Origin of the sequence: Kribbella sp. NPDC050124 (assembly GCF_044460355.1) — a bacterium.
Lineage (GTDB): Bacteria > Actinomycetota > Actinomycetes > Propionibacteriales > Kribbellaceae > Kribbella.
On sequence record NZ_JBITJU010000009.1, the window covers coordinates 69738 to 94797 of the forward strand.

Genomic DNA, 25060 nt, shown 5'->3' on the forward strand with positions numbered 1-25060 from the left:
TGGCCAGGGCAGGAGGTCCCGTCGGCCGGGGGTTCTTCGGCACCGGCACTCCGGCTGAACAGCACCGGCCCGGCCGGGGCGCCCCGGCCGGGCGGGTTCGGGTGGAGTCACTCGGTCCGGTCGATGGCGATCGTGCGCGTTTCGGCGGACTTCGCCGTGATCGGCACCGTCACCTCGAGGATCCCGGCCGCGTACTTGGCCGCGACCGCGCCCTCGTCGGCTCCGTCCGGCAGCATGACCCGGCGGGTCAGCGAGCCGTAGTGGAACTCCGAGCGGCTTCCGTCGTGCTCCTCCTGTTGACGAGTGGCCACGATCGCCAGCATGCCGTTCGCGACCTCGACCTTGATGTCCTTGTCCGGGTCCATCCCGGGCAGCTCGGCGCGGACGACGTACTTGCCGCCCTCGGTGAACTCCTCGATCCGGACGCCACGCATCGTGGCCGGCCAGGCGAACATGCTCGGCAGGCTCTCGGCCCAGTCGAACAGGTCCGCGAACTGGCGCCGGGGGTCCCGGTGCTGGAGTGTCGTCATAGTCTCTCCTTTCCGCTGTACCGCTTCTCACTTCCACCACAGCTCGCCGGACCGCCCTGCCACAGGGGCCTACGAACCGTGCGAAACGGACCTTCGGCCCTGACCGGGCGATCCCCCGATTCCTACTGTCGGAAGTGACGAAGGGGGTGGAGATGCGGGTCAGGCTGCGGGATCTGCTGGCCACGGGACTGGTCGTCGCCCTCGTCCTGCCCTATCTCGCGTTCCTGGCAATCGGGGACCTGCCGCTGATCGACGACACCCGGGACATGACCGCCGTCGCGCTGATCCCTGGCGGAGCCCTCATCTACGTGGTGGTGAGCGCCGAACAGTACGACGCGCTGGGCTGGTTCGTCGTGGCCCTGGCCGGCGCCGCCGCGCTGGCCGGTTTCCTGGCACTCGGCCTCGGCGCGTCGTCGGTCGCCGGCGTCCTGCTCGCCGTCTTCGTCGCCCTCGTCATCGTTATCTGGGCGGTCGAACTCGGCGAGCACACCACTTTGACGGCCAGGCCCAGGCATTGAGGAGGACGATGATGACCCTCGAGACATTTCCTCGAGTAGCGAATCTGGCCGATTACACACAGGCGCGGCAGGACTTCTCCTGGGCCGCCGCCCAGCAGCTGCTCAGCGGCCTGCCGGGCGGCCGCGGTCTCAACATCGCCTACGAGGCCGTGGATCGGCACGTGGCCACGGGCCGCGGCGGCCACGTGGCGATCCGGGCGATCGGCCGAACCGGGACCCGCGAGCTGACGTACCGCGAGCTCAGCCTGCTCAGCAATCGGTTCGCCCACCTCTTGCACTCGCTCGACGTCGGCCCGCGGGCACGCGTCTTCACCCTGCTGGGCCGGCAGCCCGAGTTGTACGTGACCGCGCTCGGCTGCTGGAAGAACACCAGCGTGCTCTCGCCGCTGTTCGCCGCCTTCGGCCCCGAGCCCATCCGCAACCGGCTGGTGCTCGGCGACGGCGAGGTCCTGATCACCACGACCTCGCTGTACCGGCGCAAGATCGCACCGCAGCGCGACCGGCTGCCCGGTCTGCGCCACATCCTGCTGATCGACGGCGCGGCGGATCCGCCGGACGGCACCATCGACCTGCACGCCGCGCTCGCAGACCAGCGAGACGATTGGACGATCCCGCCGACCAGCCCCGAGGCGATGGCGCTGCTGCATTTCACCAGCGGTACGACCGGCACGCCGAAGGGCGCCATCCATGTCCACGAGGCCGTGGTCGCCCACCACATCACCTCCGCCTTCGCCCTCGACCTGCGGCCCGACGACATCTTCTGGTGTACGGCGGACCCCGGCTGGGTGACCGGAACGTCGTACGGGATCATCGCGCCGCTCACCCACGGCGTCACCCTGCTGGCCGACGACGGGGACTTCGACGCGGCCCGCTGGTACCAAGTGCTCGCGGACAACCGGGTGACTGTCTGGTACACCGCGCCGACCGCGCTGCGGATGCTGATGCGCGCCGGCGCCGAGGTGGCCGCGCGCTACGACCTGTCCGCGCTGCGCCACATTGCGAGCGTCGGCGAGCCGCTCAATCCCGAGGTGGTCGAGTGGGCGCGGAAGGCGTACGGGATGCCGGTGTACGACAACTGGTGGCAGACCGAGACCGGCGCGATCATGATCAGCAACTACCCGTCGATGCCGCTCCGGCCCGGCTCGATGGGCCGGCCGATGCCGGGGATCGAGGCCGCGGTCCTGCGCTGTGGCGACGACGGACGCGCCGCGACCGGCGACGGCGAGGTCGAGGTGCTCGGCACCGACCAGGTCGGCGAGCTTGCGCTACGGCCCGGCTGGCCGTCGATGTTCCGGGGCTACCTGCACGACGAGTTCCGCTACCGCTCCGCCTTCGCGGGCGGCTGGTACCTGACCGGTGACCTGGCCCGGATCGATGCCGACGGCTACTTCTGGTTCGTCGGCCGGGCCGACGACGTGATCAAGTCGTCGGGCCACCTGGTCGGGCCGTTCGAGGTCGAGAGTGCCCTGCTGGAGCATCCGGCGGTGACCGAGGCCGGCGTGATCGGAGTCCCGGACCCGGTCGCCGGCGAGATCGTGAAGGCCTTCGTCACGCTGCGGCCGGGCTACGAGCCGGACGAGACGTTGCGGGCCGAGCTCATCGCCTTCGGCCGGCGCAGGCTCGGCGCGGTCGCGCCACGGGCCCTCGCCTTCGACCAGAACCTGCCGCACACCAGTAGCGGCAAGGTGATGCGGCGCCTGCTCAAGACCCGCGAACTCGGGCTACCAGAAGGCGACCTGTCCACCCTGGAGCGACCACGATGAAGACCTCCGAGCGCAGTACCGAAACCCCCACGGCCAAGCACCACACCGACCTGCTCCGCCAGATGCTGCGGATCCGCAGGTTCGAGGAGCTCTGCGCCGAGCTGTACACCACCACCAAGATCCGCGGGTTCCTGCACCTGTACGTCGGGGAGGAAGCGGTCGCGGTCGGCGCGATGAGCTGCCTGGACCCAAGTGATGCCGTCGTCACGACGTACCGGGAACACGGCCACGCGCTGGCCCGTGGGCTCTCGATGGAGTCCGTGATGGCGGAGATGTTCGGTCGTACCACTGGCTGCAGCCGCGGCCGGGGCGGCTCGATGCACCTGTTCGACACGAAGCGCCGGTTCTACGGCGGCAACGCGATCGTCGGCGGCGGCCTGCCGCTCGCGGTCGGGGTGGCTCTGGCTGACCGGCTGCACGACGACCCGCACGTGACCGCGTGCTTCTTCGGCGACGGCGCCGTCGCCGAAGGCGAGTTCCACGAATGCATGAACCTCGCCGCGCTGTGGAAGCTCCCGGTGCTCTTCTGCTGCGAGAACAACCAGTACGCGATGGGCACGGCGCTCGCCCGGGCCCAGGCTCAGACCGACCTGGCCCTGCGCGCGTCGTCGTACGGGATGCCCGCCTGGGCCGTGGACGGGATGGATGTGCTTGCGGTGGAGGCGGCGGCCCAGCGCGCGGTCGACACGATCCGCGGTGGTGCCGGGCCGTGCTTCCTGGAGCTGCGAACCTACCGGTTCCGGGCGCATTCGATGTACGACTCCGACCGTTACCGGGACAAGGCCGAGATCGCCCGGTGGAAGGAACGCGATCCGATCGAGATCCTGTCCCAGCGGATGCAGGCCGACGGCGAGCTGTCCGACGACGCGCTCAAGTCCCTGCGCCGCGAGGTCGGCGACGAGATCCAGCGCGCGGTGGCCGCCGCGGACGCCGGCCCGCTGGAGCCAGTCGAGGACCTGACCCGATTCGTCTACGCGGAGCAGTCATGACCAGCACCGGAACAGCGACGAAGACGACCTACCGGGAAGCCTTGCGAGAGGGGATCCGGGACGCACTGCGGCGCGACCAGCGAGTCTTCCTGATGGGCGAGGACGTGGGCGCGTACGGCGGGTGCTTCGGCGTCAGCCTGGGCCTGCTGGAGGAGTTCGGGCCGGACCGGATCCGGGACACCCCGCTGTCGGAGTCGGCCTTCGTCGGGGCCGGGATCGGGGCCGCGATGGCCGGGATGCGGCCGATCGTCGAGATCATGACGGTCAACTTCAGCCTGCTCGCACTCGATCAGATCCTCAACAACGCCGCCACCCTGCGGCACATGTCGGGCGGTCAGGTCGGCGTACCGCTGGTGATCCGGATGACCACCGGCGCCGGCCGGCAGCTGGCCGCGCAGCACTCGCACAGTCTCGAGGGCTGGTTCGCACACATCCCGGGGCTCCGCGTGGTCGCGCCCGCCACCCTCGAGGACGCCCGCGGCATGCTGTGGACCGCGCTGCTCGATCCGGACCCGGTGCTGCTGTTCGAGCACGGTGCGCTCTACAACATGTCCGGCTCGCTCCCGGCCGACGCCGGACCGGTCGACATCGATCGCGCGGTGATCCGCAGACCCGGCACCGATGTGACCCTGGTGACGTACGGCGGCAGCCTCGGCAAGAGCCTGGAGGCCGCGGACCTGCTCGCCGCCGAAGGCGTCTCGGCCGAAGTGATCGACCTGCGCACGCTGCGGCCGCTCGACGACGCGACGTTCGTCGAGTCGGTACGGCGCACGCACCGAGCCGTCGTCGTCGACGAGGGATGGCGCAGCGGCAGCATCTCGGCCGAGATCAGCGCGCGGATCACCGAGCAGGCGTTCGAGGACCTCGACGCCGCCGTCGAGCGGATCTGCAGCGCGGAGGTCCCGATGCCCTACGCGAAACACCTCGAGGACGCCGCCCTGCCGCAGCCGGAAGGCATCGCCGCGACGGTACGAAAGGTGGTGGGCGGAGGTGACTGAGTTCCGGATGCCGTCGCTCGGCGCCGACATGGACGAGGGCACGGTGATCGAGTGGCTGGTGAATCCCGGTGACACCGTCCACAAGGGCGACCCGGTGGCCGTCGTCGACACCGACAAGGCGGCCATCGAGGTCGAGACCTTCACCGGCGGAACCGTCGAGCGGATCCTCGTGCCGGTCGGCGAACGCGTCACGGTCGGCACGCCCCTGGCCACCATCAACGGCACCGACCCCGCGGTCAGCGAGCCGGCGACGCCCGAGCCCGCTGCTCAACCCGAACCTGTGCCCGAACCGCGCCTCGCCGAGTCCCCACCGCACCTGGCAGTGACCGAACCGTCCGAGGCCGGCCCGCGTCCGCCGGTGCACGCCGGCGCGGCCGACGGCCGGGTCAAAGCCTCGCCGTACGCACGCAAGCTGGCCCGGACGCTGGGCGTTGAGCTCACCGACGTCCCGGCCACCGGGCACCGCGGCCTGATCACCTCCGAGGACGTCCGCCGGTTCGCGGACGCGAGGACCACTCCCAGCACGCCGAGCCGTCCGACCGCGCTCCCCGTGGCCGAACCTGGTGCGCCACGACACGTCGTACCGCACAAGCCGCAGCGAGACGCGATCGCGCGATTGATGACCCGGTCGAAGCAGGAGATCCCGCACTACTACCTGTCCACCACCGTCGACCTCGGCACCGCGATCGACTGGCTCACCCGCACGAACCGCGAGTTACCCGTCGCACAGCGGCTGGTCCCGGCCGCTCTGTTGCTGAAGGCAACAGCGCTGGCAGCCCGGCGGCACCCGGAGCTCAACGGCTTCTGGACCGACGGCGCGTTCCAGCGGGCCGAACATGTCCACCTCGGCCTCGCCATCTCCGTCCGTGGCGGCGGTCTCGTCGCGCCGGCGATCCACGATGCCGACGCGCTCACGATCCAGGAACTGATGGCCGCGCTTCGCGACGTCGTCGACCGGGCCCGGGCCGGCCGGCTCCGCCGGACCGAGCTGACCGACGCCACCATCACGCTCACGAACCTCGGTGACCAGGGCGTCGAGAGTGTGCACGGCGTGATCTATCCCCCGCAGGTCGCGCTGGTGGGAGCCGGCCGGATCGTCGACCGACCGTGGGCCGTCGACGGGCTCCTCGGCGTACGGCCGTGCCTGACGCTGACCCTGGCCGCCGATCACCGGGCCACCGACGGATTCACCGGCGGCCGCTTCCTGGCCACCGTCGACCACCTGCTGCAGACACCGGAGGAGTTATGACACTGACCATGCAGGACGCGCGCGAACTGGTCGGCAACTCGTTGCTGCGCATCGTCCCTGACGCGGACCTGATGGCGCTGCCCGACGATGCGCCGTTCCGGGACGAGCTCGAACTCGACTCGCTGGACTTCCTCAGCCTCGTGGAGCTGCTCAGCACCGGATCGGGCCGCCGGATCGACGAGGACGACTACCCGAAACTGCGGACGATGGAAGGCTGTGTGACCTTCCTGAGCGGCTGAGCAGACCGGAACACGAACCCGGCGAGGAGGAGCTGATGACCACTAGGGAGCCCACCATGAAAGCCGAAGCGAACCCGGCACCGGAACAAGGCCGGGTGCAGGTCACCGTGCGCGGTCCGGTGCCACGCGATATCGCGACCTACGCCACCACGAAGATCGACCACGTGCTGAGCTGGACGCCGGACCGCGTCCAGCACCTGCATGTGGTCGTCACCCTGGCGAACGAGGAGCACGACGAGGCGGCCGGGATCGAGGTCGAGGCCGTCGTCGACGGGACACCGATCCACGTTCACGCGAAAGCCCCGACGCTGACCGAAGCCACCGACGCGGCCACTGACCGGCTCCGCCGCCAGCTCACGGACCGCCGCGAGCGGATGCGGTCACGGCGTCGGCGCGGCGTGCCCAAGCCTCCCGTCACGACAGACCTCACCGAGTGACGACAGCACAGGGAACCGCCGATGAGGCAGACCGTCCGGTTCGGCCGGATCATGGGGGTCGAGGTCGGGGCCAACTGGTCCCTGCTCGTCCTCGTGCTGCTGGTCGCCGACGGTCTTGCCTCCATTGTTCTGCCTGAGCTGGCGCCGGGAGCATCCCCGAGCGTCTACTGGATCGCTGGGCTGGTGTGCGGGCTGCTGATCGCGGCCTCGGTGCTGGTGCACGAACTCGCGCACTCGGTGGTCGCGCTGCGGGCCGGGCTACCCGTGCAGCGCGTCACGTTGTGGATGCTCGGCGGCGCAAGCCTCCTGGGCGGCGACCCGGCCACACCGCGGACGGCGTTCTGGATCGCGGCGTCGGGACCCCTGGCAAGCGTCGGACTGGGACTCGGCTTCGGCACGCTCGCCTTCGGCCTGAACGCGGCCGGGGTCCCGCTGCTCATCGTCATGTCGGCCTGGTGGCTCGGTGTGATGAACGTCTTCCTGGCCCTGTTCAACCTGCTTCCGGGCAACCCGCTCGACGGAGGCCGGATCCTGCGCGCGATCTTGTGGTGGAGGTCGGGTGACCCGCACCGGGCCGAGATCAGGGCTGCCGCGGCCGGGCGGGTGCTCGGTCTGCTGCTCGCCGGCCTGGGGATCGCGCAATGGCTCGGTGGACAGCTCGCCGGAGTCTGGCTGGTCCTGGTCGGGTTCGTCATCGTCGCCTCGGTCGAGGCGGAGTCGCGGTCCGCGCAACTGCGCGTCGCCCTCGGGAAGACCCCGGTCAAGGCGGTCATGACGGCTGCCAAGGTGACCGCCTACGCCGCGATGCCGGTCGACCGGTTCGTCGCGGACATCGCGCCGCGGACGCGGGAGCCGGCCTTCCCGGTCCTCGATCTCGACGGTCACCCGACCGGCACAATCACCTTGCGGAGGCTGTCCCGCGTTCCGGTCGGCATGCGCGCCGCCACCCGGATCGCGGACGTCCAGCGACCGCTGAAGGACGTCCCGATCGCGCAGCCGGACGACCTACTCGCCGATCTGATCGACCGGATGTCCTCCGACACTGACGAACTCGCACTGGTCGTCGTGGACGACCGGCTGGCCGGCGTCGTCAGCGGGTACGACGTGGCTCGCATCGTGCAGCTCGCGACGCTACGCGCCATCGACCAGGAGCCCAGCACAGCCTGATCAGCTCAGGGGCGCCGCATCATAGAGCGGCGGAGCAGTTTGGCGGTGGTGTCGGTGAGCAGGAGGACGATCGCGGCGCCCCCGGCGAACAGCCAGCCCTGGTACGACGGCCAGTCGCCGCCGAGCAAGCCGGACAGTTGAGGTATGCCGAGGAAGGCGGTCAAGAGGGCCAACTCGGCGAGTACGGCAACGAGCAGGGCACGGTTGCGGGTCGGTGGGATCTCAAACACGGTGCTTCGCTCGCTGCGGCAGGCAAAGGCGTTGGCCAGTTGGGCGAGGCCGATGACGGCGAACGCCGTACCGGAGGCGATCGCGAGTCCGGCACTCGTCGGCTCCGCGCCGAGCTGCCATCCGTGGTCCACCAGCACTAGCAGGAAGGCGGTCATCGCGAGGAGCGCCTCGACCGGGCCGAGAACGCCGAACGCCCGCAAGAGCAACGCCCGGTCGACGATCCGGCGATGTCTCGGCGGGCCGTCCAAGGTGTGCCGGCCCGGCGGTTCGACCCCGAGCCCGAGCGCCGGCAGCATGTCGGTCCCGATGTCCAGAGCCAGGACCTGCAGCACACCGATCGCGAGCGGAACCGACCCACCGGACAGCGCCCACACCGCGAACGGCGTGAGTTCGGCGACGTTATCGGTGAGGTGGTACGTGAGGAAGCGCCGTACGTTGGAGAACGTGGCCCGGCCCAGCCGGATCGCGGTGACGATGCTGGCGAAGTGGTCGTCGAGCAGCACCAGGTCGGCCGCCGCCCGGGCCACATCACTGCCCGAGGCACCCATCGCGACACCGACATCCGCCTCGCGCAGGGCGGGCGCGTCGTTGACCCCGTCGCCGGTCATCGCCACGACATGACCGCGCGCCCGCAACGCCCGCGCGATCCGCAGCTTGTCCGCCGGCGTCACCCGCGCGACGACCACCCCGTCGGCACGGTCGAGCAGTTCGCCGAGCTGCTCGTCGTCGGTCGGCAAGTCGTTGCCTGTGACCACCAGCCCGCCGGAGCCGAGCAGCCCGACCTCTCGTGCGATCACCTCCGCGGTGGCCGCATGGTCACCAGTCACCATCGCGATCCGGACGCCGGCTTGGCGACAGGTGGTCAACGCCTCGTGCACGTCCGTCCGCGGCGGGTCCTCGAGACCGACCACGGCAAGCAACTCCAGCGCGTCCCGGCCGAGGTCCAGGCGGCCGTCTCGAACCAGTACGCCGCTCGCTTCCGCCACCGCGAGCACGCGGCGACCCCGGCCCGCCAACTCCTCCACGGCCGCCGCGGCGTCCGGCCCACCATCGACCCTGCAGTACGGCAGCAGCGCGTCGGGGGCGCCGATCACCGCCGTGTTGCCGTTGACAACTACCGAGCTGTACCTCGTCTCACTGGTGAAGGTGACCCGGTGGCTGATGGTTGCGGGATCGACCGCCGGTACGGCGAGACGCCGAGCCAGCACGTCGAGGGCGACCTCCATCGGATCACCCTCGGCGACCCAGCGGCCCCGGGCCTGCACCGCGCGGCCGCGAATGCAGGCGATCGCGGACGCGGCGGCCCGGGTGGCGGCGCTGATCGCCTGCGGATTGCCAACTGCCTCGCCCGCCGGGTCGTAGCCGTCGCCAGTCATCGCCACGGTTCCGTTCGGCGTCCAGACGTCCAGGACCTCCATCTGGTTCAACGTCAGCGTCCCGGTCTTGTCCGTGCACACGTACGTCGTCGCACCGAGCGTCTCGACCGCGTCCAGCCGCCGGACCAGGGCGTTCCCGTGCGCCATCCGCTGCGCGCCGCGCGCCAGCGACAGCGTCACGGTCGGCAGCAGGCCCTCCGGAACCAGCGCGACCATCACGCCCACGCCGAAGAGCAGTGCCTCGGTGAAGCCCAGGCCGAGGACCAGCGACACAGCGGCGAGTGAGACACCGACCGCCACCGCGATCATCGCGATGATCCGGACCAGCCGATGCAGTTCGAGGGTCAGCGGGCTCGGGGGACGGTCGGCGCTCTCGGTCAACGACTGGATCCCGGCAAGCCGGGTGTTGCCCGCCACCCCGGTCACGATCGCCTCGGCCTCGCCCTGTACGACGTACGTCCCGGCGGACGCGTCGCTTCCGGCCGACGGGCGCACCGGGACCGATTCGCCGGTGAGCATCGACTCGTCCACGGCCAGGCCGTGGACCGCGGTGAGGCGCAGGTCGGCGGACACCCGGTCGCCCGCGGTCAGCAGGACGAGATCGTCGCGGACCAGCGCCGCAGCCCCGATACTCGTGACCTGCCCGTCACGGATCACCTGGACCCTGGTGGGGAGCAGATCGCGCAGCCGTTGCGCGGCCCGGTCCGCGCGGTACTCCTGGGCGAACGCGAAGACACCGTTGAGGACGATGATCACCACGATCGCCGCGGCCAGCGGCGCGAGGCCGGCCGCCAGCGCCAGCGCGGCGGCGACCCAGAGCATCACGGCGAACAGATGTGTCAGCTGCCCGGCAAGCAGCCGCCACGCCGGTGCTCGCCGAGGTGGCGGCAACTCGTTCGGCCCCTCGGCCGCGAGTCGCCGGGCAGCCTGCACCGACGACAGCCCTCGGGCACTCAAGGTTTCCTGCGAGCCGGGCATCAGCACCTCCCCATCGAGCATCCCGGCCCGGGGACTCCTGACAGCAGGGCCCAACGTCCCGATTTCGGAGCCGAACGGATCTGCACCGCCACCACCCGAGCTGCGAGCCTGCAAGTGAGAGGAAGGAGACCGCCATGCGAGCATCGGCCGGCGACTGGCTTGTCGTCGAAGGAACCCATCTGAACGAGCACCAACGGCACGGCCATATCCTTGAGATCCACGGTCCGAACGGGGAGCCGCCGTACCTGGTCCGCTGGGCGGACACCGGCACGGAGTCCCTCTTCGCTCCCGGACCCGGCGCCCACATCCTGACCGCGGAGCAGATGCAGCATCTGCACGACCACTGAGCCAGGCAGCCATGCTGCCCCCGTCGGCCACGCGGACGACATGGCCCGCCCTGCTGCGGTCGGCCGCCTCGTTGCTGATCCTCGTCGTGCTGGTGAAGTACGTCGTTGTGCCGAAGCTGGCCGATGCCGAGGATTCGCTGCACCTGCTCGCCGAGATCCGGCCCGGCTGGGTTGCGCTGGGAATCGGGCTGGAGGCCTTGAGCCTGCTGTGCTATTCGCTGTTCACCCGCGCCCTGCTGCGGACCAGCCCGATCCGATTCTCGTGGATCCTGCGCTCCGACCTGACCGGCTTCGGGGCCAGCCATGTCCTGCCCGGAGGCGGTGCCACCGCGACCGCCATCCGCTTCCGGTTGCTGGTGTCCGGTGGCGCTCGCACCCCCGAGGTGACCGCCACCATCGCTGCGGAAGGGGTTGGAACCTGGCTCGCGCTGGTCCTCGTGACGTGGCTGACGACAGGCGCCGCTCTGCTGCTGGATGCGACCGCGCTCTATCTGGCGGTGTTCCTGATCGGCACCTGCGCCATCGCTTGCGGGCTGCTCGCCGTACGGGAGCGGTCGAGGGTCGAGCGACTCGCGGGCCGCTTGCTGCGCTGGACGCTGCACCGGCTCCCCCAGCGGGTCCGGCCGTGGACGGTGTCCGTTGCGCTGCGGCTGCGGGAGCTGCTGGCCGACCGCGAGGTGCGCAAAGCCTTCCTGAGGTGGGCAACCGCCAACTGGGTGCTCGACGCTGCCGCCTTGTGGGTCTTCCTGGCCGCGTACGGCGAGCGCGTCCAGCCCGTCATCCTGCTGCTCGCCTACTGCGCGGCGAGCATGGCCGCAATCCTCCCGATCACACCGGGCGGCCTCGGCGTCGTCGAAGGCGTGCTGATCTCCACACTGCTCGGCTTCGGGGTGCCAGCCGACGCCGCAGTACTCGGCGTCCTCTCCTGGCGCCTCATCCAGTTCTGGGCGCCTGTTCCCGTGGCCGGCCTCTGCTACCTCTCGCTCCGCGCGGAAACCCACACGCGCCGGATCCGGCGCCGCGCCCCTTGAGCACGGCGCCGGCTGCCCATCAACGGACCTTGTCACGAGCGGTGTCGTCGAAGGCCCAGGACAGGCCGTTGACGACGCCGACCACACCGTCGACCTCGGCGGTCAGTTTCTCGGCGACCTCGGTCGTGCTGCGGCGATCGACCTGTCCGGAGAGCGTGACGACGCCGTCCTGCACGCTGATCTCGAGGCCGACCGGGTCCCACAGCGCGTGCCGGACGACGTCGCGCCGTACCCGCTGCGCGATCCGGTCGTCCGGCGCCAAGAACGCCTTCAGCAGGTCCGACCGGGTGACGATTCCGGTCAGGAAGTCACCGTCGGTCACGATCAGCCGCGTGATCCCCCGGGTCGCCATCATCCGCGCCGCCTCAGGAATCGTCGCGTCCGGCCCGATCGTCACCGCCGGGTGCGACATCACGTCGGCGGCCCGCAGCCCCGCGGCACGCACCCGGGCCTGACGCCGCCGCCAACCCAAAACCCTGGGCGGCCGCGCGGTCCGCTGGAACTCCTCTTTGCGGATCAGATCCGTCTCGGAGACGACGCCCGCGACGCCGCCGTACCGGCCGAGAACCGGCACGGCGCTGATGTGGTGCTCGGCCATCAGAGTCACGACGACCTTGTACGGCGTGTCCTCGGGTACCGCGACGACGTCCGGCGTCATCACGTCAGCGACGGTCAGCAGATGCCTCATCGCCCGCTCCCTTCGGCTCGGCCATGTCCAGCTGGTGCATCAGGCCGACGACGTTTCCGTCCGGGTCGGCGAACATGGCGAACGCGCCGACGCCCGGAATCTCGGTCGGCTCGACGACGGTCTTCGCACCGAGCTCCGCAGCCCGGTCGAGCATCGCCTTCAGGTCGTCCACCGCCACGTAGACGGAGACGTATGCCGTCATCTCGCCGCGGGTCTGCATCAGGCCGCCGCCGATACCGGGACCGCTGTCGTCCGCGGCCACCAACGTGTAGTCCGGGCCTGCCGGCCGGAGCCGCCAGCCGAACAACTGGCCGTAGAACGACGTCATCCGCCCGAGATCACGTCCACCGATCTCGAAGTGGATCACCGGGTTGGTCATTCTCCTCACCTCCACACTTCCTCCCACTTCCACCGAACGCCGCCGCCCGTGACCCGCCCAGGGCCAAAGTCCTTCCAACCGGCTGCGAAGGTCCTGGCGGAGGGTCAGACGTGGGGGTCGGTCTGCTCGCGGAAGGCTTCGACCGCGGTGGGGAGGGTGTAGAAGATGCGTTCCGGGCCGAGGCGGTCGACGAACCCGGCCGCGTCCAGGACGTCGCGGAGGTCCTGTTTGACCCGGGCCATCGCGAGCACGATGCCGCGCCCGGCAAGCTCCTCGCGCAGGGCATCGAGGGCGTCGATGGCGGTGATGTCGATCTCGACGTTCGCCTCGGCGTTCAGCAGCAGCCAGCGGACCGGCGGTTCGGCGTCGTCGACCGCGGCCAGTGCGCGGCGGCGGAAGTCCTCGGCGTTGGCGAAGAACAGCGGTGAGTCGTACCGGTACACGACCAGCCCCGGGACGGGCCGCGCGTCGGGGTAGTCGTCGATGTCGTGCATGCCGGCGATCCCCGGCACGTAGCCCAGGATGCCGTCGTGCGGCCGGGCCACCCGGCGCACGAGGTCCACGACGGACAAAGCGACCGCGACGAGTACGCCGTACAGGACGTCCAGGGCGATCACACCGGCAGTCGTCGCCAGGGCCAGCACCAGCTCGCTGAGCCGGAAGCGAGCGATGCGCCGGAACTCGGCCAGCTCGATCAGTCGCAGCGCAGCGAAGACCACGAGCGCGCCGAGGGCGGCGGACGGGAAGGTCGAGAGCAGCGGCCCGGCGAAGAGCAGGGTGGCCACGATGCAGGCGGCGGCGACCAGGGAGTACACCTGACTCTTGGCGCCGGAGGCCTCCGCGACCGCGGTCCGGCTGCCGCTGCTGCTGAGCGGGAACCCGCGGACCAGCCCCGCGGAGATGTTGGCCAGCCCAAGCACCAGGAACTCGCGGTCCGGGTCGATCCGTTCGTGGCCTCTCGAGGCGAACGCGCGCCCCGTCAGCACGGTGTCGGTGTAACCCACCAGCGCAATGCCCAACGCCGGCAGCGCCAGCAGGCTCACGTCGTGCGCACTGACGTCCGGAAAGGCAGGCACCGGAAGTCCGCTCGGCACCTCACCGACCAACGCCACTCCCTTGTCCGCCAGCCCGGCTGCCCAGGTGACGAATGCGGCGAGCGTCACCATGATCAGCGGCCCCGGGAGCCGAGGTGTCCAGCGCGCCATCGCCAGCAGGAGCAGCAACGCGACCGCCGACAGCACCACTGGCGCCACCTGCCACTCGTCGAACAATCGGACCGCTGACAGCACCTGCGCCGCCGGCGAGTCACCGCTCACCGGAGTGCCGGTGAGCCGTTTGAGCTGACTCGTGATCATGATCACCGCGATGCCCGCCATGTACCCGACCAGCACCGGTTTCGACAGCAGATCCGCCAGGAAGCCCAGCCGGGCAAGCCACCCGATCACGCAGACGGCACCGACCAGCATCGCCAGCAGTGCGGCGAGTGCTGCGTAGCGAGCGGGATCACCTGCCGCCAGCGGGCCGATCGCCGCGGCGGTCATCAGCGCCGTGGTCGACTCCGGACCGAGCGACAGCAGGCGTGACGTGCCGAGCAGGAAGTACATCACGAGGGGCGCCAGCGCGACCCAGAGCCCAGTGACCGGTGGCAGCCCGGCCAGTTGGGCATAGGCCATCACCTGCGGCACGAAGTACGCCGCCACCGTGACACCGGCAATCACGTCCGACCGCAACCACGCCGCCTTGTACTGCCGCAGCAGCGCAACGCCGGGAGCCGACCACGTCCGACCCGCCACCTCGTCCATCCCCTCGCGGTAGCCGTCTCTGCCCACAGTGCCCGAGTCGAGGACCTTTGCCCCTACTGACGCACCCACACCAGAGCGATCGTGGACGAATGGACGCCCCCTGTCCATTCGCCCCGGAGGACACGATGACCACCAAAAGCCTGTTCGACCGCTCCCGCCTGGAGATCCTCAGTACGGCGGAGTGCGTGCGTCTGCTTCGATCCGTCCCACTCGGGCGGCTCGTCTACACGTACGGCGGCCTGCCGGCGATCCGCCTGGTCAACTTCGTCCTCGACGACGACACGATCGTGTTCAACAGCGGTCCCGGAGACAAGCTCCGGGCGGCCGAGCGCGGCGACGTTGTCGCCTTCGAGGCCGACGATGTGGACCCCGAGCGCCACCTCGGCTGGACGGTGACCGCGGTCGGCCACCTCTCCGTCGTCACCCCCGACGAAACCACGGCTCTCCGCTGTACGCTGCCCTTGCACTCATGGCTGCCGATGGACGACCCGCACCTGGTCCGGCTCAGGATCGAGTCGCTGCATGGCCGCCGCATCGTCCCCTGGGGACAGCGCCCACGCACCGGCTGACGCCGAGCCAGGCTGCGCTAGGCACACGCCTGGTTTCTGACCGCGACGGTTCAAATCCGGCCCGTCCTTTCGTAGGGTGAGACCCGTGGCTGAAGACTCGCGGCTGGGGCGGGGTAGCTGGGACGAGGGGGCGCTGGAGTTCACCGGGCTCTCCCGGGTCCGGCTCGACGCCCTGCTCCAGGAACTGCTGGTCCGGGTCGACGAGATCATGGAGTACCAGGAGCGGCTCCGCGCCCTCCTGGACGCCGTCGTCGGCATCGGCGCGGACCTCGACCTGAACAGCACGCTGGACCGGATCGTCACCGCCGCCTGCGAGCTCGCGAATGCCCGGTACGGCGCGCTCGGCGTCGTCGGGCCGGACGGCAAACGGCTGGTCCGGTTCGTCACGCACGGTGTCACCGACGAACAGATCGCCGCGATCGGCCCATACCCCGAGGGTCACGGCATCCTCGGCCTGCTGATCGACCACCCCGAACCGATCCGCCTGGCCGACCTGGCCGAGCACCCCCGGTCGTTCGGGTTCCCGCCGAACCATCCGCCGATGAAGACGTTCCTCGGCGTACCGATCCGCACCAGGGACCATGCCTTCGGCAACCTGTACCTCACCGAGAAGACCGGCGGCGCCGAGTTCACCGAGGACGACGAACGCACGGTCACCGCACTGGCGGCCGCGGCCGGCGTGGTGATCGACAACGCCAGGCTGTACGCCGACACCGAGCAGCGCCGTCGGTGGCACGAGGCGAACGCCGAGATCACGCAGTTGATGCTGGGCCAGTTCGACTCCGACGAGGCACTCCACCTGATCGCGCAGAGATCCCGCGAGGTGTCCGGCGCACAGGTTGCGGCCGTGCTGCTCGCCGAAGGCGAACGGGACCTCGTGGTGCGCGCCGTCGACGGTCCGCCCGAATTTCAGCGCTTCCTGGGCCGCCGCGTCCCCGCCGGTCTTCCGGTGATCAGCCGGGCTGTCTCGGGCACCGGCGAGCAGGTCGTGATCGAGGACCTGGCACAACTGCTCAAGGACGCCGGCGGTCTGCCCGAGTTCCCCGACGGCGCCAATCTCGGCCGTACGACGATCGCGCCACTGCCGCCCGGCACGACCGGCACCGGCGGCCTGCTCGTGGTGGCGGCAGAGCAGGGAGCGACCTTCCAGGTGTCCGACGGCGCCGACCTGGCCCAGATGTTCGCCGGCCAGGCCACCCTCGCGCTCGAGCGCGCCCAGGCGCAGCGAGACCGCGACATGCTCGCCGTCCTCGAAGACCGCGACCGGATCGCCCGGGACCTGCACGACCTCGTCATCCAGCGGCTGTTCGCCACCGGACTGCAACTTCAAGGCATGCAGCGGCTCGCCCGGCCCGAGCACCAGCAACGACTCCATCGAGCGGTCGAGGACATCGACACCACCATCCACGACCTCCGCGCCGCGATCTTCGAGCTTCAGCAGGCCTCCGACACCACTTCGCTGCGCGGTGACATCCACGCCCTGGTCGCGGAGTACACCGAACCGCTCGGCTTCCGGCCGCAGCTGACCTGCACCGGTCCCATCGACACTCTCGTGCCGGCCGCCGTCCGGCCGCAGATCCTGGCCACCGTTCGCGAGTCACTGTCCAACGTGGTCCGGCACGCCCAGGCCTCTCACGTCGTCGTCGAGATCGCGATCGACTCCGACCTGGTCGTCGCCCGGATCGCCGACGATGGTGTCGGCATCGGATCGAGCCGCCGATCCAGTGGCCTGCGCAACCTGACCGAGCGCGCACAGGCCCTGAAGGGGACCGTCCAGGTCACCGACAACGAGCCGCACGGCACCGTCGTCGAGCTCCGCGCGCCGATCAGCGACGACTGACCGCCGAAGGGCCTCCCAAGTCGGGACTCTTGACTGCAGCGAAGCCCTGCTCCCACGGGTCAGGCTGGAGCAGGAGCGAGTGGGAGGAGCCTCCAGTGTCTGACCTGCAACTGCCGGCGAAAGACGTCGACATCCTGCTCGCGGCGGCCGTCGCCGCGCCGAGCATGCACAACACCCAGCCGTGGCGGTTCGCCGTGCAGGGCCACGTGATCGACGTCCTCCTCGACGACTCACGCACCCTGCCCGCCGAGGACCCCACCGGCCGGGCGATGCGGATCGCGGCCGGCGCCGCGACGTTCAACCTGCGCTGCGCGGCCGAGTCGCTGGGCTACGGCACCTGGCTCGGACTGGCGCCGTACCCCGAGGAGCCCGACCTGCTGGCCCGGATCGTCGTCGAACCGACCAGCACCCCCGACGAGGAACTGCGCGACCTCGCCGGGCAGATCCCGAGACGCCACACCGGTCGGGGCCCGTCCGGCGCCGACCCGCTGCCGCAGAGCACGCGGGTGGCGCTCGTCCAGGCGGCGTACGCCGAGGGCGCCGAGCTGACCTGGCTCGACGAGCCGGAGGTCCGCGCCGTCCTCGAGATGGTCGTCGACACCGATCTGCGCGAGATCCGCGACTGGCGCCGCCGGGCCGAACGCGCCCACTGGGTCGGCGGCGAGCGCGTCGAGGACGGTGTGCCCAGTAAGGCGCTCGGCCCACGGTCCAGCAGCTACCCGGCGGCCGTCCGCGATCTGGGGACCCGTCCGCTCGACCGGATGCGCCAGGAGACGAGTTTCGAGGCTCATCCGAACCTCGCCGTACTGTCCACCGCGAGCGACGAGCCCGCTGATCAGGTCGCGGCCGGACTCGCCTTGGAACGCGTGCTGCTCACGGCGACCCGGGACGGCGTCACCGCGTCCTTCCTCAACCAGCCGCTGGAGTTCGACGACCTGCGCCGGAAAGTGCAGCGCCTTACCCGGCAGCCGGGGCACGCCCACATGATCATCCGCTTCGGCCAAGGCCGCACGTCCGAAGGGACCGCGCGCCGGCCGGTCGCCGACTTCCTCGACAAGGAGCAGCCATGACCGCCCCACTGCAGCGCGAGATCGAGCACTGGGGGTCCCTCGGCCACATCGCCTACCGTTTCGACCAAACCCTCGAAGCCGCGCGATGACCAGCCTCACCTTTCTCGGCGCCGCCGGAACGGTGACCGGGAGCAAGTTCCTGGTCGAGCACGATCGGCAGCGCGTTCTGGTCGACTGTGGCCTCTTCCAGGGCGACGCACGCTGGCGGCGGCGCAACTGGGACCCGTTCCCGGTCGATCCGGCCACCATCTCCACCGTCGTCCTCACCCACGCCCATCTGGACCACTGTGGATACCTGCCCGGTCTGGTCAGGCAGGGCTTCAACGGCCCGGTGATCTGCACACCGGGCACCGCTGAGGTGGCGGCGATCGTGCTTCGCGACGCAGCCCACCTCCAGGTGGAAGACGCACAGCACGCGCGGCTCGAGGGCTACTCGCGGCACGATCCGCCGCTGCCGTTGTTCGACACCGGCCACGCCGAACAGGCGATCCGCCTGTTCCGGCCCAGCACCGATCCCGTCGAGCTTCCCCGCGGCATCACGGTCAGCCTGCACCGAGCCGGCCACATCCTCGGCTCCGCGTTCGCCGTACTCGCGCTCGACGACCACCGGCTCCTGGTCAGTGGCGATCTCGGCCGCCAGGAGCATCCGTTGCTCCTGCCACCTGAGACACCTCCGGCGGTGGACACGGTCCTGATCGAGGCGACGTACGGCGACCGCCGCCATCAGCCGCTCGACCACATCCGGCTCGGGCGGTTGATCCGGTCGACGGCCGAGCGCGGCGGAGTCGTGCTGATCCCGGCCTTCGCCATCGACCGTACGGCGGTCCTGCTGCACGAGCTCACCGGACTGGCCCGGGACGGTCTGATGCCGAGGCTGCCGGTCTACGTGAACAGCCCGATGGCACTCGCCGCGTTGAACGTCTACCGTTCGGCGGTCGAAGCGAAGTCCCCCGAGTTCCGGCCCGACGTCGTGGGCGGGCCCGATCCGTTCGATCCCGGCGACCTGCGCCTGATCCACTCGGTGGAGGAGTCCATCCGGATCAGCGATCCAGGTCGCCCGTCAGTGGTGATCTCGGCCTCCGGGATGGCGACCGGCGGCCGCGTGCTGCACCACCTCGCCAGACTGCTGCCCGGGGCCCGGAACACCGTCGTACTCCCGGGCTTCCAGGTCCCGGGGACCCGGGGCCGGGCGCTGCTCGACGGTGCCCGCTCGGTCAAGATCCACGGCCGGTACGTCCCGGTGCGGGCCCGGATCGTCGGGCTGTCCGAGTTCTCCGCGCACGCCGACTCCGACGAGCTGGTGCAGTGGCTCTCCGCGGCGCCGCAGCCGGCCGAGGTGGTGTACGTCGTCCACGGTGAGGACCACGCCCGTGCCGAGCTCGCCACCCGGATCCAGGACGAGCTCGACTGGACCGCCGTGACACCAGGCCACCTCGAGCGCGTCAAGCTCTGATCCGGCCGAGCACACGCCGGCATCACCAGGCCGGGCCGGAGCCGTAGAGTCCCTGCCTGCCGTGGACTTTCGACTCTGGGGGCGGGCAGGAGACCCCGGGCATGCTCGAATCGGGGTGAGGGACATGTCAGTGTCAGGGAAGGTCCTGAGCATCGTCGCCTTCGTCAGCATGGCCTTGTTCGGCTTGTTCGGCGCTCTCTTCGTGGCCGGCGAGACGTTCGATGATCCCGGCGGTGGGGCAGCCGTCGTACTGACAGCCTCATGGCTGATTCCGCTGACCGGGCTGAGCGTCTTCGCCCTGCTGCGTCCCGGACCGGCCGGCGCGGTTTTGACGGCGGTCACCGCAATGACCGCCGGCTTCACCCTGGCCGATTCCGCCGTCGGCCTCATCCCCCGTGACGACCGGGGGCCGGTTGCCGCCATCGCGGTGTTCGCGCTCGGTGTGGCACTGGCGTTCCTCGGGCTGCATCGGGCAACGCTGGCCGGCGTACTGATGATCATTGCCGGGCTGGCGCAACTCGCGGCCACTGTGATGGTGACGGCTACCCGCGCCACCGGCGACGAGGCTCGACCGGGTGTCGTGCTGGGTGGTTCCTCCGGTGTGGTGATCGTGCCGCTCCTGGTGGTTGGCTTCCTGTTCGTGCTGGCTGGATCGTTCGGCCGCGAGCCGTCGGAACACACACCGGTTCACCACAGCTGAGTCACCGCGCCGCCTGCCTTGTCCGGATTCGAGGGTGTGGGCAAGCGTTCGAGGAATGGAGACCCCGGTGCCGAAGGGAACGTGGGAACAGAGGCCCCTGATCGGGCAGATTGCTGCGGTGTCCGGCGCGCTCGCGCTGGCGGCCGTGGTCTGGGCAGGCGTGCTGACATTCTCGTCGCTCGACCCGCCCCAGGCGATCCGGATCGCCGGATTGGCATTCCTGCCGCTCGGTATCGGTGTCGCCGCCGGCGCAGGCGCCGCCGGCCGTCACGGTGCAAGCCGGCCATGGGCGCTTCTCGGGATCGCGCTGGCTGCCACCGCCGTGGTCGCGCTGATCGCAATGCAGTTCGCCGTCGACTACTGAGCCGGGCGTGTGGAATCCGCACGCACAGCTGCGGCGGTCGCCCTACGGGACTTGCGGGTGACTTTCGGCCCTGCCAGGCGATCGACCGACGGTCCTCGATGTAAGTGTGGACGACATCCGTCCACAGGAGGAAGGAGGTCGGATCATGCCCCCGCATTGCGACTCACTGGACGGCCCCGTTGTCACCGCCGCGCGGCACGCGTTGGAGGCCGGCGACGTGGATCTTGTCCTTCCGTTCGTTCCCGAGGACGGCGAACAGGAGGTTCGCAGCGTGTTCGGCCACGTACTCGCGGTTCGTGCGCTCGGCGAGGCGGCCCGCGAGGTCGCCGACCAGCTGTTCTTCGAGACAGTCGTACGAGTCCACCGTGCAGGCGAAGGCGCCCCCTACACGGGTCTGAAGCCGGCCGGCCTGGACGTCGGTCCAGTGATCCCGCTCGCCGAGCGAGCGATCACCACTGGCTCCCCAGCAGCAGTGGCCGACTACCTCACCGGAGTGCTACGAGACCAGCTCGAGCACCGGCTCGACGAGGTGAACACGCTGGCACGCACGAAAGACCAGTCCCTCGCACACGCCCGCTCCTGGGTCGAGGCGATGCTGGGTTTCGAGGTGTACAGCCACCACCTTCTCAACGCCATCAACGCCCCCGCACACAGAGCCGATGGAGCCCACTCCCACTGAATCAGCACCTCCACGCCTGACGCCCGCGCCGCGGCGCGGGCGCCGCACCAGCTTGCCCGCTACCGCGGCCGACTGTTCCGCTCGTGTTCCAGCGCGAAGATGGCGGCCTCGGTGCGGCGTTCGACGTTGAGTTTGCGGAGGAGTGAGGAGACGTAGTTCTTGACCGTCTTCTCGGCCAGGTAGAGGGACTGCGCGATCTGGCGGTTGGTCTTGCCCTCGGCGATCTCGGCCAGGATGCGGCGTTCCTGCTCGGTGAGCGAGGCGTACCGAGGGTCCTCGTCGACCACTGGGTGCCGGAGGCGTTCGAGGACCTTCTTCGTCATCGCCGGGTCCAGCAGCGACTCACCAGAGGCCAGTCGCCGCACCGCTCCGACCAGGTCGCTCGCGTGCACCTGCTTCAGCAGGTAGCCCGACGCACCGGCCATGATCGCCGTGAACAGGGCATCGTCGTCGGAGTACGACGTCAGCATCAGGCAGGCCGGCGGTTCGTCCATCGTCGAGCGGACCTCGCGGCACACCGAGATGCCATCGCCGTCGGGCAGCCGCACGTCGAGCAGCGCGACATCCGGGCGTACGGCGGGGATCCGGGCGATCGCCTCCGCGGCCGTGGAGGCGTCTCCGACCACCTCGATGTCGGGCTCGTCCTCCAGGAGCTGATGCAGGCCTAGCCGGACCACCTCGTGGTCGTCGAGCAGAAAGACCCTGATCGTCATCACCATCTCCTTCGGTGTCACCCGCCGTACCGTCCGGTCCTGGCGGCCCTGCAGGTCAGCATGCCCCACGTGGCGAGCTCCTGGAAGGGTCGTCGGTCCCGACCTGAGCAGGACCTTGGACGCACTTCGGCGTCGACCGGAACTGCACACTCCGGCCCTGTTCGGGCCGTCCTGCCCTGCCCCGGCAGCAGCAGTCCTGGTTGCCTGGAGGTATCTCGAAGCACAGGAAGGTGGAATCCCGATGGACACCAGGTCCCACAGCGTGCAGGTACCGGGTGATCTCGGCACCCGGGTCGGGCGCCGCCGGACTTCGCTCGGCCTGAGTACGGCCGAAGTCGCCCAGCGCACCGGCATCAGCACCCACCGCATCGAGCGGCTCGAGCAGGGTCCGATCGCGCTGACCGCCGGCGAGTTGTCCAGACTCGCCCGTGCTCTCGACACGACGATCAGCGACCTGTGCGCACCGCCGCGGCACCGGACAACGCCCAGATCACGCCTGGCGCCGCTGCTCGAGCCGATGCGGCGGGACGAGTGCGTCACGCTGATCGCGTCGCGAGTCGTCGGCCGGATCGCGTTCAACCGCGCCGACGAGCTGGTCGTGATCCCGGTCAACTATTGCTACGGCAACGACCTGATCGTCTTCCGTACGGCGGCCGACAGCGCTGTCGCGCAGTACGACCTGGCCCCGATCGCGTTCGAGATCGACACCGTCGACGAAGGCCTGCGGGACGGGTGGAGCGTCCTGGTGAACGGCATCGTGCGACCGGCCACCGAACCGGAGATCGAGACCGCACGGGATCGGGTCGAGCCCTGGGCCGGCGGAACTCGCGACACCTACATGGCCATCGAACCGCGCCGCATCACCGGCCGCCGCATCCGCTCCTGGTAAGTCGAAGGGCGAGGGGCTCACCGTCGATCGGTGAGCCCCTCACGATGGTCAGATGTCCAGCTCGTGCTCCCGGAGCCGGGCCCGGGCTTCGTCGAAGTCCTCGCGGGTGATCTGGCCCGCGGCGAACCTGCGCTCGAGAATGTCGAGCGGCGACGGAATACTCGTCCGCCTGGGCAGTGGGCGGTGGAGGAACCAGAAGGTGCCCCACGCCGCGGCGCCGACAGTCAGCGCCCACAGCACCAGCCCGAACACCATCCAGCCCATGCCGGCCCCCATTGAGTGCATCATTGCCCTCTCCTCTCTCAGGACGCGGCCATGGAGCCGCCGGCCTCGACAGCCGGCAGCATCCGTTCAGTACGTCGGTACGACGAGCTCGCGCCGGGGCGCGTCGTACTGCTTGCGCAGCCGCTCCTGCTCCTCGGCCGTCGGGTGGTGCGGCACGATCGCGACCGGGCAGGTCATCGCGGCCACCGACCGGCGCGTCACCGGGTCGATCGGCAGCGGACCGCGGTGCGACCCGACCACGACCAGCCCGACCTCGGCGCTCTCGTGCACCAAGGCAGCCGCCGGCGGCCGGCTGCTCAGGAACCGCGTTACTTTCACATCCTCGTACAGGCGCATCCACGGGTCGAGGGCCTCCGACAGCAGGTGGTCGGCCCGGCTGATCCACGAGTACTCCGGATCCTCGTCGTCGAAGGCGCGGTCGGCCGGCAAGCCGGCGTGCACCACGATCAGGTTGGCTTCCCGCCCGGCGGCCACACCGAAGGCGAACTCCAGTGCCTCCGCCGACAGCGCCGTACCGTCGATGCCGACGGCAACCTTGCGGTCCAGCAGGGACGGCTTCCAGGTGGCAGGTACGACGACCAGCGGGCAGCCGGCCCGGGCGGCCAGGATCAGGTTGGCGTGCGTATTCACCAGGCGCTGCGGGCCGCGGCTGCGCGATCTGCCGACCACCAGCATCCGCGCGCTGCGCGCGGCGTGGGCCAGCACTCGCGAGCGCGAGCCTTCGTCAGTCAGTGCGGCAAGGTCCATCGCGTAGCCGTTGCGATGCCGCACGTGCGCCACCGCCACGCGCAAGGCGTCGTCGGCAAGCTCGGCCGGAGACTTCGGCGAGTACCCCGGCACCATCGGCGAGAAGGAGCCGTGCAGCGTGTACGGCGCAACCAGCACAAGTCCGGCGCCGGAACGGAGTGCCTCGCCGCAGGCGTAGTCGACTACGTGCAGGTTCTCGGCAGTTCCGTCCACTTCGACCACAACCGGCCCGCCCCGGTTCCAGGTGCTCATCTCTGCCTACCTCTTTCCTTCGACTCCGCTCATGCCACCGGGACGATGGCGAGCGGGCAGGGTGTGTGGTGCAGGACGCCACGGGTCACCGGGCCGAGCAGGAACGACGCCAACCGGGTGTGGTGGCGGGTGCCGACGACCAGCAGTTGCGCGTCGGCTTCCTCGGCGGCGGTCACGACGCCATCGACCACATGTCCGCGCCGGACGCTGACCTGAACGGTCGCCTCCGGATGTTTCGCTCGCCACTCGACCGCGACGTTCTCGAAGTGCCGCTCGGCGTTCTCCGTCCACTCGGCACTCACGCCGGCGACGTTCATCGCGTCCCAGCTGTAGATCGCCGGCAGGTCCCAGACGTGCACGAACCGGACCGGCAGCCCCCGTTCTGCTGCCTCGGCGATCGCGAATTCGATCACTGCGGCGTTCTCGTCGGAGTCGTCCAGCGCGACCAGCACCGGACCCGCATGGTCGGACGGCCTCCAGTGCTCCGGCACGATCACCACCGGCACCTGCGCCTCGACCGCGACCGCCGCCGAGGTGGAGCCGGTCAGCAGCCGCCGGAACGCCCCGATCTCGCGCCGCCCGACCACCAGCATCCGGCCGTCGGCGGCAACAGTCGCCAGGGCGCCGGCCGACGCGTGCCTGGCCTTGCCGTCCATGACTTGCATCGACTGGAGGGGCTCCTGCCGGAGCGTGGACTCCTGCAGGGCCCACTCCAGGGCGCCGGTGTCCCGCCGGGAGTCGTCGACCCCCACGTGGATGACCGGCTTCGAGGGCATC

At 70.2% G+C, this 25060-nt stretch carries 27 protein-coding genes; 18 read left to right on the forward strand and 9 right to left on the reverse strand.

The window, feature by feature from the left end; translation table 11 throughout:
- Window positions 1–107 precede the first annotated feature (107 nt).
- The gene (locus ACIBL3_RS21705; protein ID WP_396355310.1) at window positions 108–530 is read right to left on the reverse strand and encodes an Hsp20/alpha crystallin family protein; all 423 of its coding nucleotides are present in this window, start codon (window positions 528–530) and stop codon (window positions 108–110) included.
- A gap of 134 nt (window positions 531–664) precedes the next feature.
- Here ACIBL3_RS21705 and ACIBL3_RS21710 point away from each other — a divergent pair, with 134 nt between their 5' ends.
- From ACIBL3_RS21710 to ACIBL3_RS21745, 8 genes are read left to right on the forward strand one after another with little or no spacing between them, the layout of a single operon-like run.
- Window positions 665–1048 (forward strand): hypothetical protein, encoded by a 384-nt coding sequence (locus ACIBL3_RS21710; protein WP_396355311.1) that lies wholly within the window; start codon window positions 665–667, stop codon window positions 1046–1048.
- 11 nt (window positions 1049–1059) lie between these two features.
- Window positions 1060–2811 carry an acetate--CoA ligase gene (gene acsA / locus ACIBL3_RS21715; RefSeq protein WP_396355312.1) on the forward strand — a complete coding sequence of 584 codons (1752 nt, stop codon included), beginning with the start codon at window positions 1060–1062 and terminating at the stop codon, window positions 2809–2811.
- Entirely contained in the window at window positions 2808–3800 is a 993-nt protein-coding gene (gene pdhA, locus ACIBL3_RS21720; RefSeq protein ID WP_396355313.1) for a pyruvate dehydrogenase (acetyl-transferring) E1 component subunit alpha, read from the forward strand. The genes acsA and pdhA overlap by 4 nt, the downstream gene beginning before the upstream one ends.
- The gene (locus tag ACIBL3_RS21725; RefSeq protein WP_396355314.1) at window positions 3797–4798 is read left to right on the forward strand and encodes an alpha-ketoacid dehydrogenase subunit beta; all 1002 of its coding nucleotides are present in this window, start codon (window positions 3797–3799) and stop codon (window positions 4796–4798) included. Before pdhA ends, ACIBL3_RS21725 begins: the two co-directional genes overlap by 4 nt.
- Window positions 4791–6047, forward strand: a complete 1257-nt coding sequence (locus ACIBL3_RS21730) for a dihydrolipoamide acetyltransferase family protein (protein WP_396355315.1) — start codon at window positions 4791–4793, stop codon at window positions 6045–6047. Before ACIBL3_RS21725 ends, ACIBL3_RS21730 begins: the two co-directional genes overlap by 8 nt.
- Window positions 6044–6286 (forward strand): hypothetical protein, encoded by a 243-nt coding sequence (locus ACIBL3_RS21735; RefSeq protein ID WP_396355316.1) that lies wholly within the window; start codon window positions 6044–6046, stop codon window positions 6284–6286. Before ACIBL3_RS21730 ends, ACIBL3_RS21735 begins: the two co-directional genes overlap by 4 nt.
- A 35-nt stretch (window positions 6287–6321) precedes the next feature.
- Entirely contained in the window at window positions 6322–6723 is a 402-nt protein-coding gene (locus ACIBL3_RS21740; protein WP_396355317.1) for an HPF/RaiA family ribosome-associated protein, read from the forward strand.
- A gap of 21 nt (window positions 6724–6744) precedes the next feature.
- Window positions 6745–7890 carry a site-2 protease family protein gene (locus ACIBL3_RS21745; protein ID WP_396355318.1) on the forward strand — a complete coding sequence of 382 codons (1146 nt, stop codon included), beginning with the start codon at window positions 6745–6747 and terminating at the stop codon, window positions 7888–7890.
- A 5-nt stretch (window positions 7891–7895) separates the two neighbouring features.
- Here the strand turns inward: ACIBL3_RS21745 and ACIBL3_RS21750 are convergent, their stop codons facing one another.
- A complete protein-coding gene (locus ACIBL3_RS21750; protein WP_396355319.1) occupies window positions 7896–10496 on the reverse strand; it encodes a cation-translocating P-type ATPase in 2601 nt (866 codons plus the stop codon).
- Between the two features lie 113 nt (window positions 10497–10609).
- On the opposite strand from ACIBL3_RS21750, the gene ACIBL3_RS21755 reads away from it, so the two are divergent.
- Window positions 10610–10822, forward strand: a complete 213-nt coding sequence (locus ACIBL3_RS21755; protein WP_396355320.1) for a DUF1918 domain-containing protein — start codon at window positions 10610–10612, stop codon at window positions 10820–10822.
- A gap of 11 nt (window positions 10823–10833) precedes the next feature.
- Window positions 10834–11853: a YbhN family protein gene (locus tag ACIBL3_RS21760; RefSeq protein ID WP_396355321.1), complete on the forward strand. Its 1020-nt coding sequence runs from the start codon at window positions 10834–10836 to the stop codon at window positions 11851–11853.
- A 19-nt stretch (window positions 11854–11872) separates the two neighbouring features.
- Here ACIBL3_RS21760 and ACIBL3_RS21765 read toward each other — a convergent pair whose 3' ends face one another.
- The 3 genes from ACIBL3_RS21765 to ACIBL3_RS21775 all read right to left on the reverse strand — a co-directional run bounded on the left by ACIBL3_RS21765 (window position 11873) and on the right by ACIBL3_RS21775 (window position 14722).
- Window positions 11873–12541, reverse strand: a complete 669-nt coding sequence (locus ACIBL3_RS21765; RefSeq protein ID WP_396355322.1) for a CBS domain-containing protein — start codon at window positions 12539–12541, stop codon at window positions 11873–11875.
- Window positions 12516–12920, reverse strand: coding sequence for a VOC family protein (locus ACIBL3_RS21770; protein WP_396355323.1), 405 nt, complete (start codon window positions 12918–12920; stop codon window positions 12516–12518). The genes ACIBL3_RS21765 and ACIBL3_RS21770 overlap by 26 nt, the downstream gene beginning before the upstream one ends.
- Before the next feature lie 104 nt (window positions 12921–13024).
- Complete coding sequence (locus ACIBL3_RS21775) at window positions 13025–14722, reverse strand: SulP family inorganic anion transporter (protein WP_396355324.1); 1698 nt, start codon at window positions 14720–14722, stop codon at window positions 13025–13027.
- Window positions 14723–14847: 125 nt separating this feature from the next.
- On the opposite strand from ACIBL3_RS21775, the gene ACIBL3_RS21780 reads away from it, so the two are divergent.
- The 7 genes from ACIBL3_RS21780 (at window position 14848) to ACIBL3_RS21810 (ending at window position 21397) form a co-directional block, all read left to right on the forward strand.
- A complete protein-coding gene (locus tag ACIBL3_RS21780) occupies window positions 14848–15291 on the forward strand; it encodes a pyridoxamine 5'-phosphate oxidase family protein (protein WP_396355325.1) in 444 nt (147 codons plus the stop codon).
- 85 nt (window positions 15292–15376) lie between these two features.
- Complete coding sequence (locus tag ACIBL3_RS21785; protein ID WP_396355326.1) at window positions 15377–17131, forward strand: GAF domain-containing protein; 1755 nt, start codon at window positions 15377–15379, stop codon at window positions 17129–17131.
- 95 nt (window positions 17132–17226) lie between these two features.
- Window positions 17227–18201, forward strand: a complete 975-nt coding sequence (locus ACIBL3_RS21790) for an Acg family FMN-binding oxidoreductase (protein WP_396355327.1) — start codon at window positions 17227–17229, stop codon at window positions 18199–18201.
- Between the two features lie 85 nt (window positions 18202–18286).
- The gene (locus tag ACIBL3_RS21795; protein ID WP_396355328.1) at window positions 18287–19654 is read left to right on the forward strand and encodes an MBL fold metallo-hydrolase RNA specificity domain-containing protein; all 1368 of its coding nucleotides are present in this window, start codon (window positions 18287–18289) and stop codon (window positions 19652–19654) included.
- A 124-nt stretch (window positions 19655–19778) separates the two neighbouring features.
- Entirely contained in the window at window positions 19779–20354 is a 576-nt protein-coding gene (locus ACIBL3_RS21800; protein ID WP_396355329.1) for a hypothetical protein, read from the forward strand.
- Window positions 20355–20409: 55 nt separating this feature from the next.
- Window positions 20410–20718: a hypothetical protein gene (locus tag ACIBL3_RS21805; RefSeq protein ID WP_396355330.1), complete on the forward strand. Its 309-nt coding sequence runs from the start codon at window positions 20410–20412 to the stop codon at window positions 20716–20718.
- A gap of 145 nt (window positions 20719–20863) precedes the next feature.
- Entirely contained in the window at window positions 20864–21397 is a 534-nt protein-coding gene (locus ACIBL3_RS21810) for a DUF6448 family protein (protein WP_396355331.1), read from the forward strand.
- Window positions 21398–21456: 59 nt separating this feature from the next.
- Here ACIBL3_RS21810 and ACIBL3_RS21815 read toward each other — a convergent pair whose 3' ends face one another.
- Complete coding sequence (locus ACIBL3_RS21815) at window positions 21457–22110, reverse strand: response regulator (RefSeq protein ID WP_396355543.1); 654 nt, start codon at window positions 22108–22110, stop codon at window positions 21457–21459.
- Window positions 22111–22351: 241 nt separating this feature from the next.
- Here ACIBL3_RS21815 and ACIBL3_RS21820 point away from each other — a divergent pair, with 241 nt between their 5' ends.
- A complete protein-coding gene (locus ACIBL3_RS21820; RefSeq protein WP_396355332.1) occupies window positions 22352–22999 on the forward strand; it encodes a helix-turn-helix domain-containing protein in 648 nt (215 codons plus the stop codon).
- A gap of 48 nt (window positions 23000–23047) precedes the next feature.
- On the opposite strand, the gene ACIBL3_RS21825 is transcribed toward ACIBL3_RS21820, so the two are convergent.
- The 3 genes from ACIBL3_RS21825 to ACIBL3_RS21835 all read right to left on the reverse strand — a co-directional run bounded on the left by ACIBL3_RS21825 (window position 23048) and on the right by ACIBL3_RS21835 (window position 25059).
- The gene (locus ACIBL3_RS21825) at window positions 23048–23287 is read right to left on the reverse strand and encodes an SHOCT domain-containing protein (RefSeq protein ID WP_396355333.1); all 240 of its coding nucleotides are present in this window, start codon (window positions 23285–23287) and stop codon (window positions 23048–23050) included.
- 63 nt (window positions 23288–23350) lie between these two features.
- Window positions 23351–24283, reverse strand: a complete 933-nt coding sequence (locus tag ACIBL3_RS21830; protein ID WP_396355334.1) for a universal stress protein — start codon at window positions 24281–24283, stop codon at window positions 23351–23353.
- A gap of 29 nt (window positions 24284–24312) precedes the next feature.
- The gene (locus ACIBL3_RS21835) at window positions 24313–25059 is read right to left on the reverse strand and encodes a universal stress protein (protein WP_396355335.1); all 747 of its coding nucleotides are present in this window, start codon (window positions 25057–25059) and stop codon (window positions 24313–24315) included.
- Window position 25060: the final 1 nt, after the last annotated feature.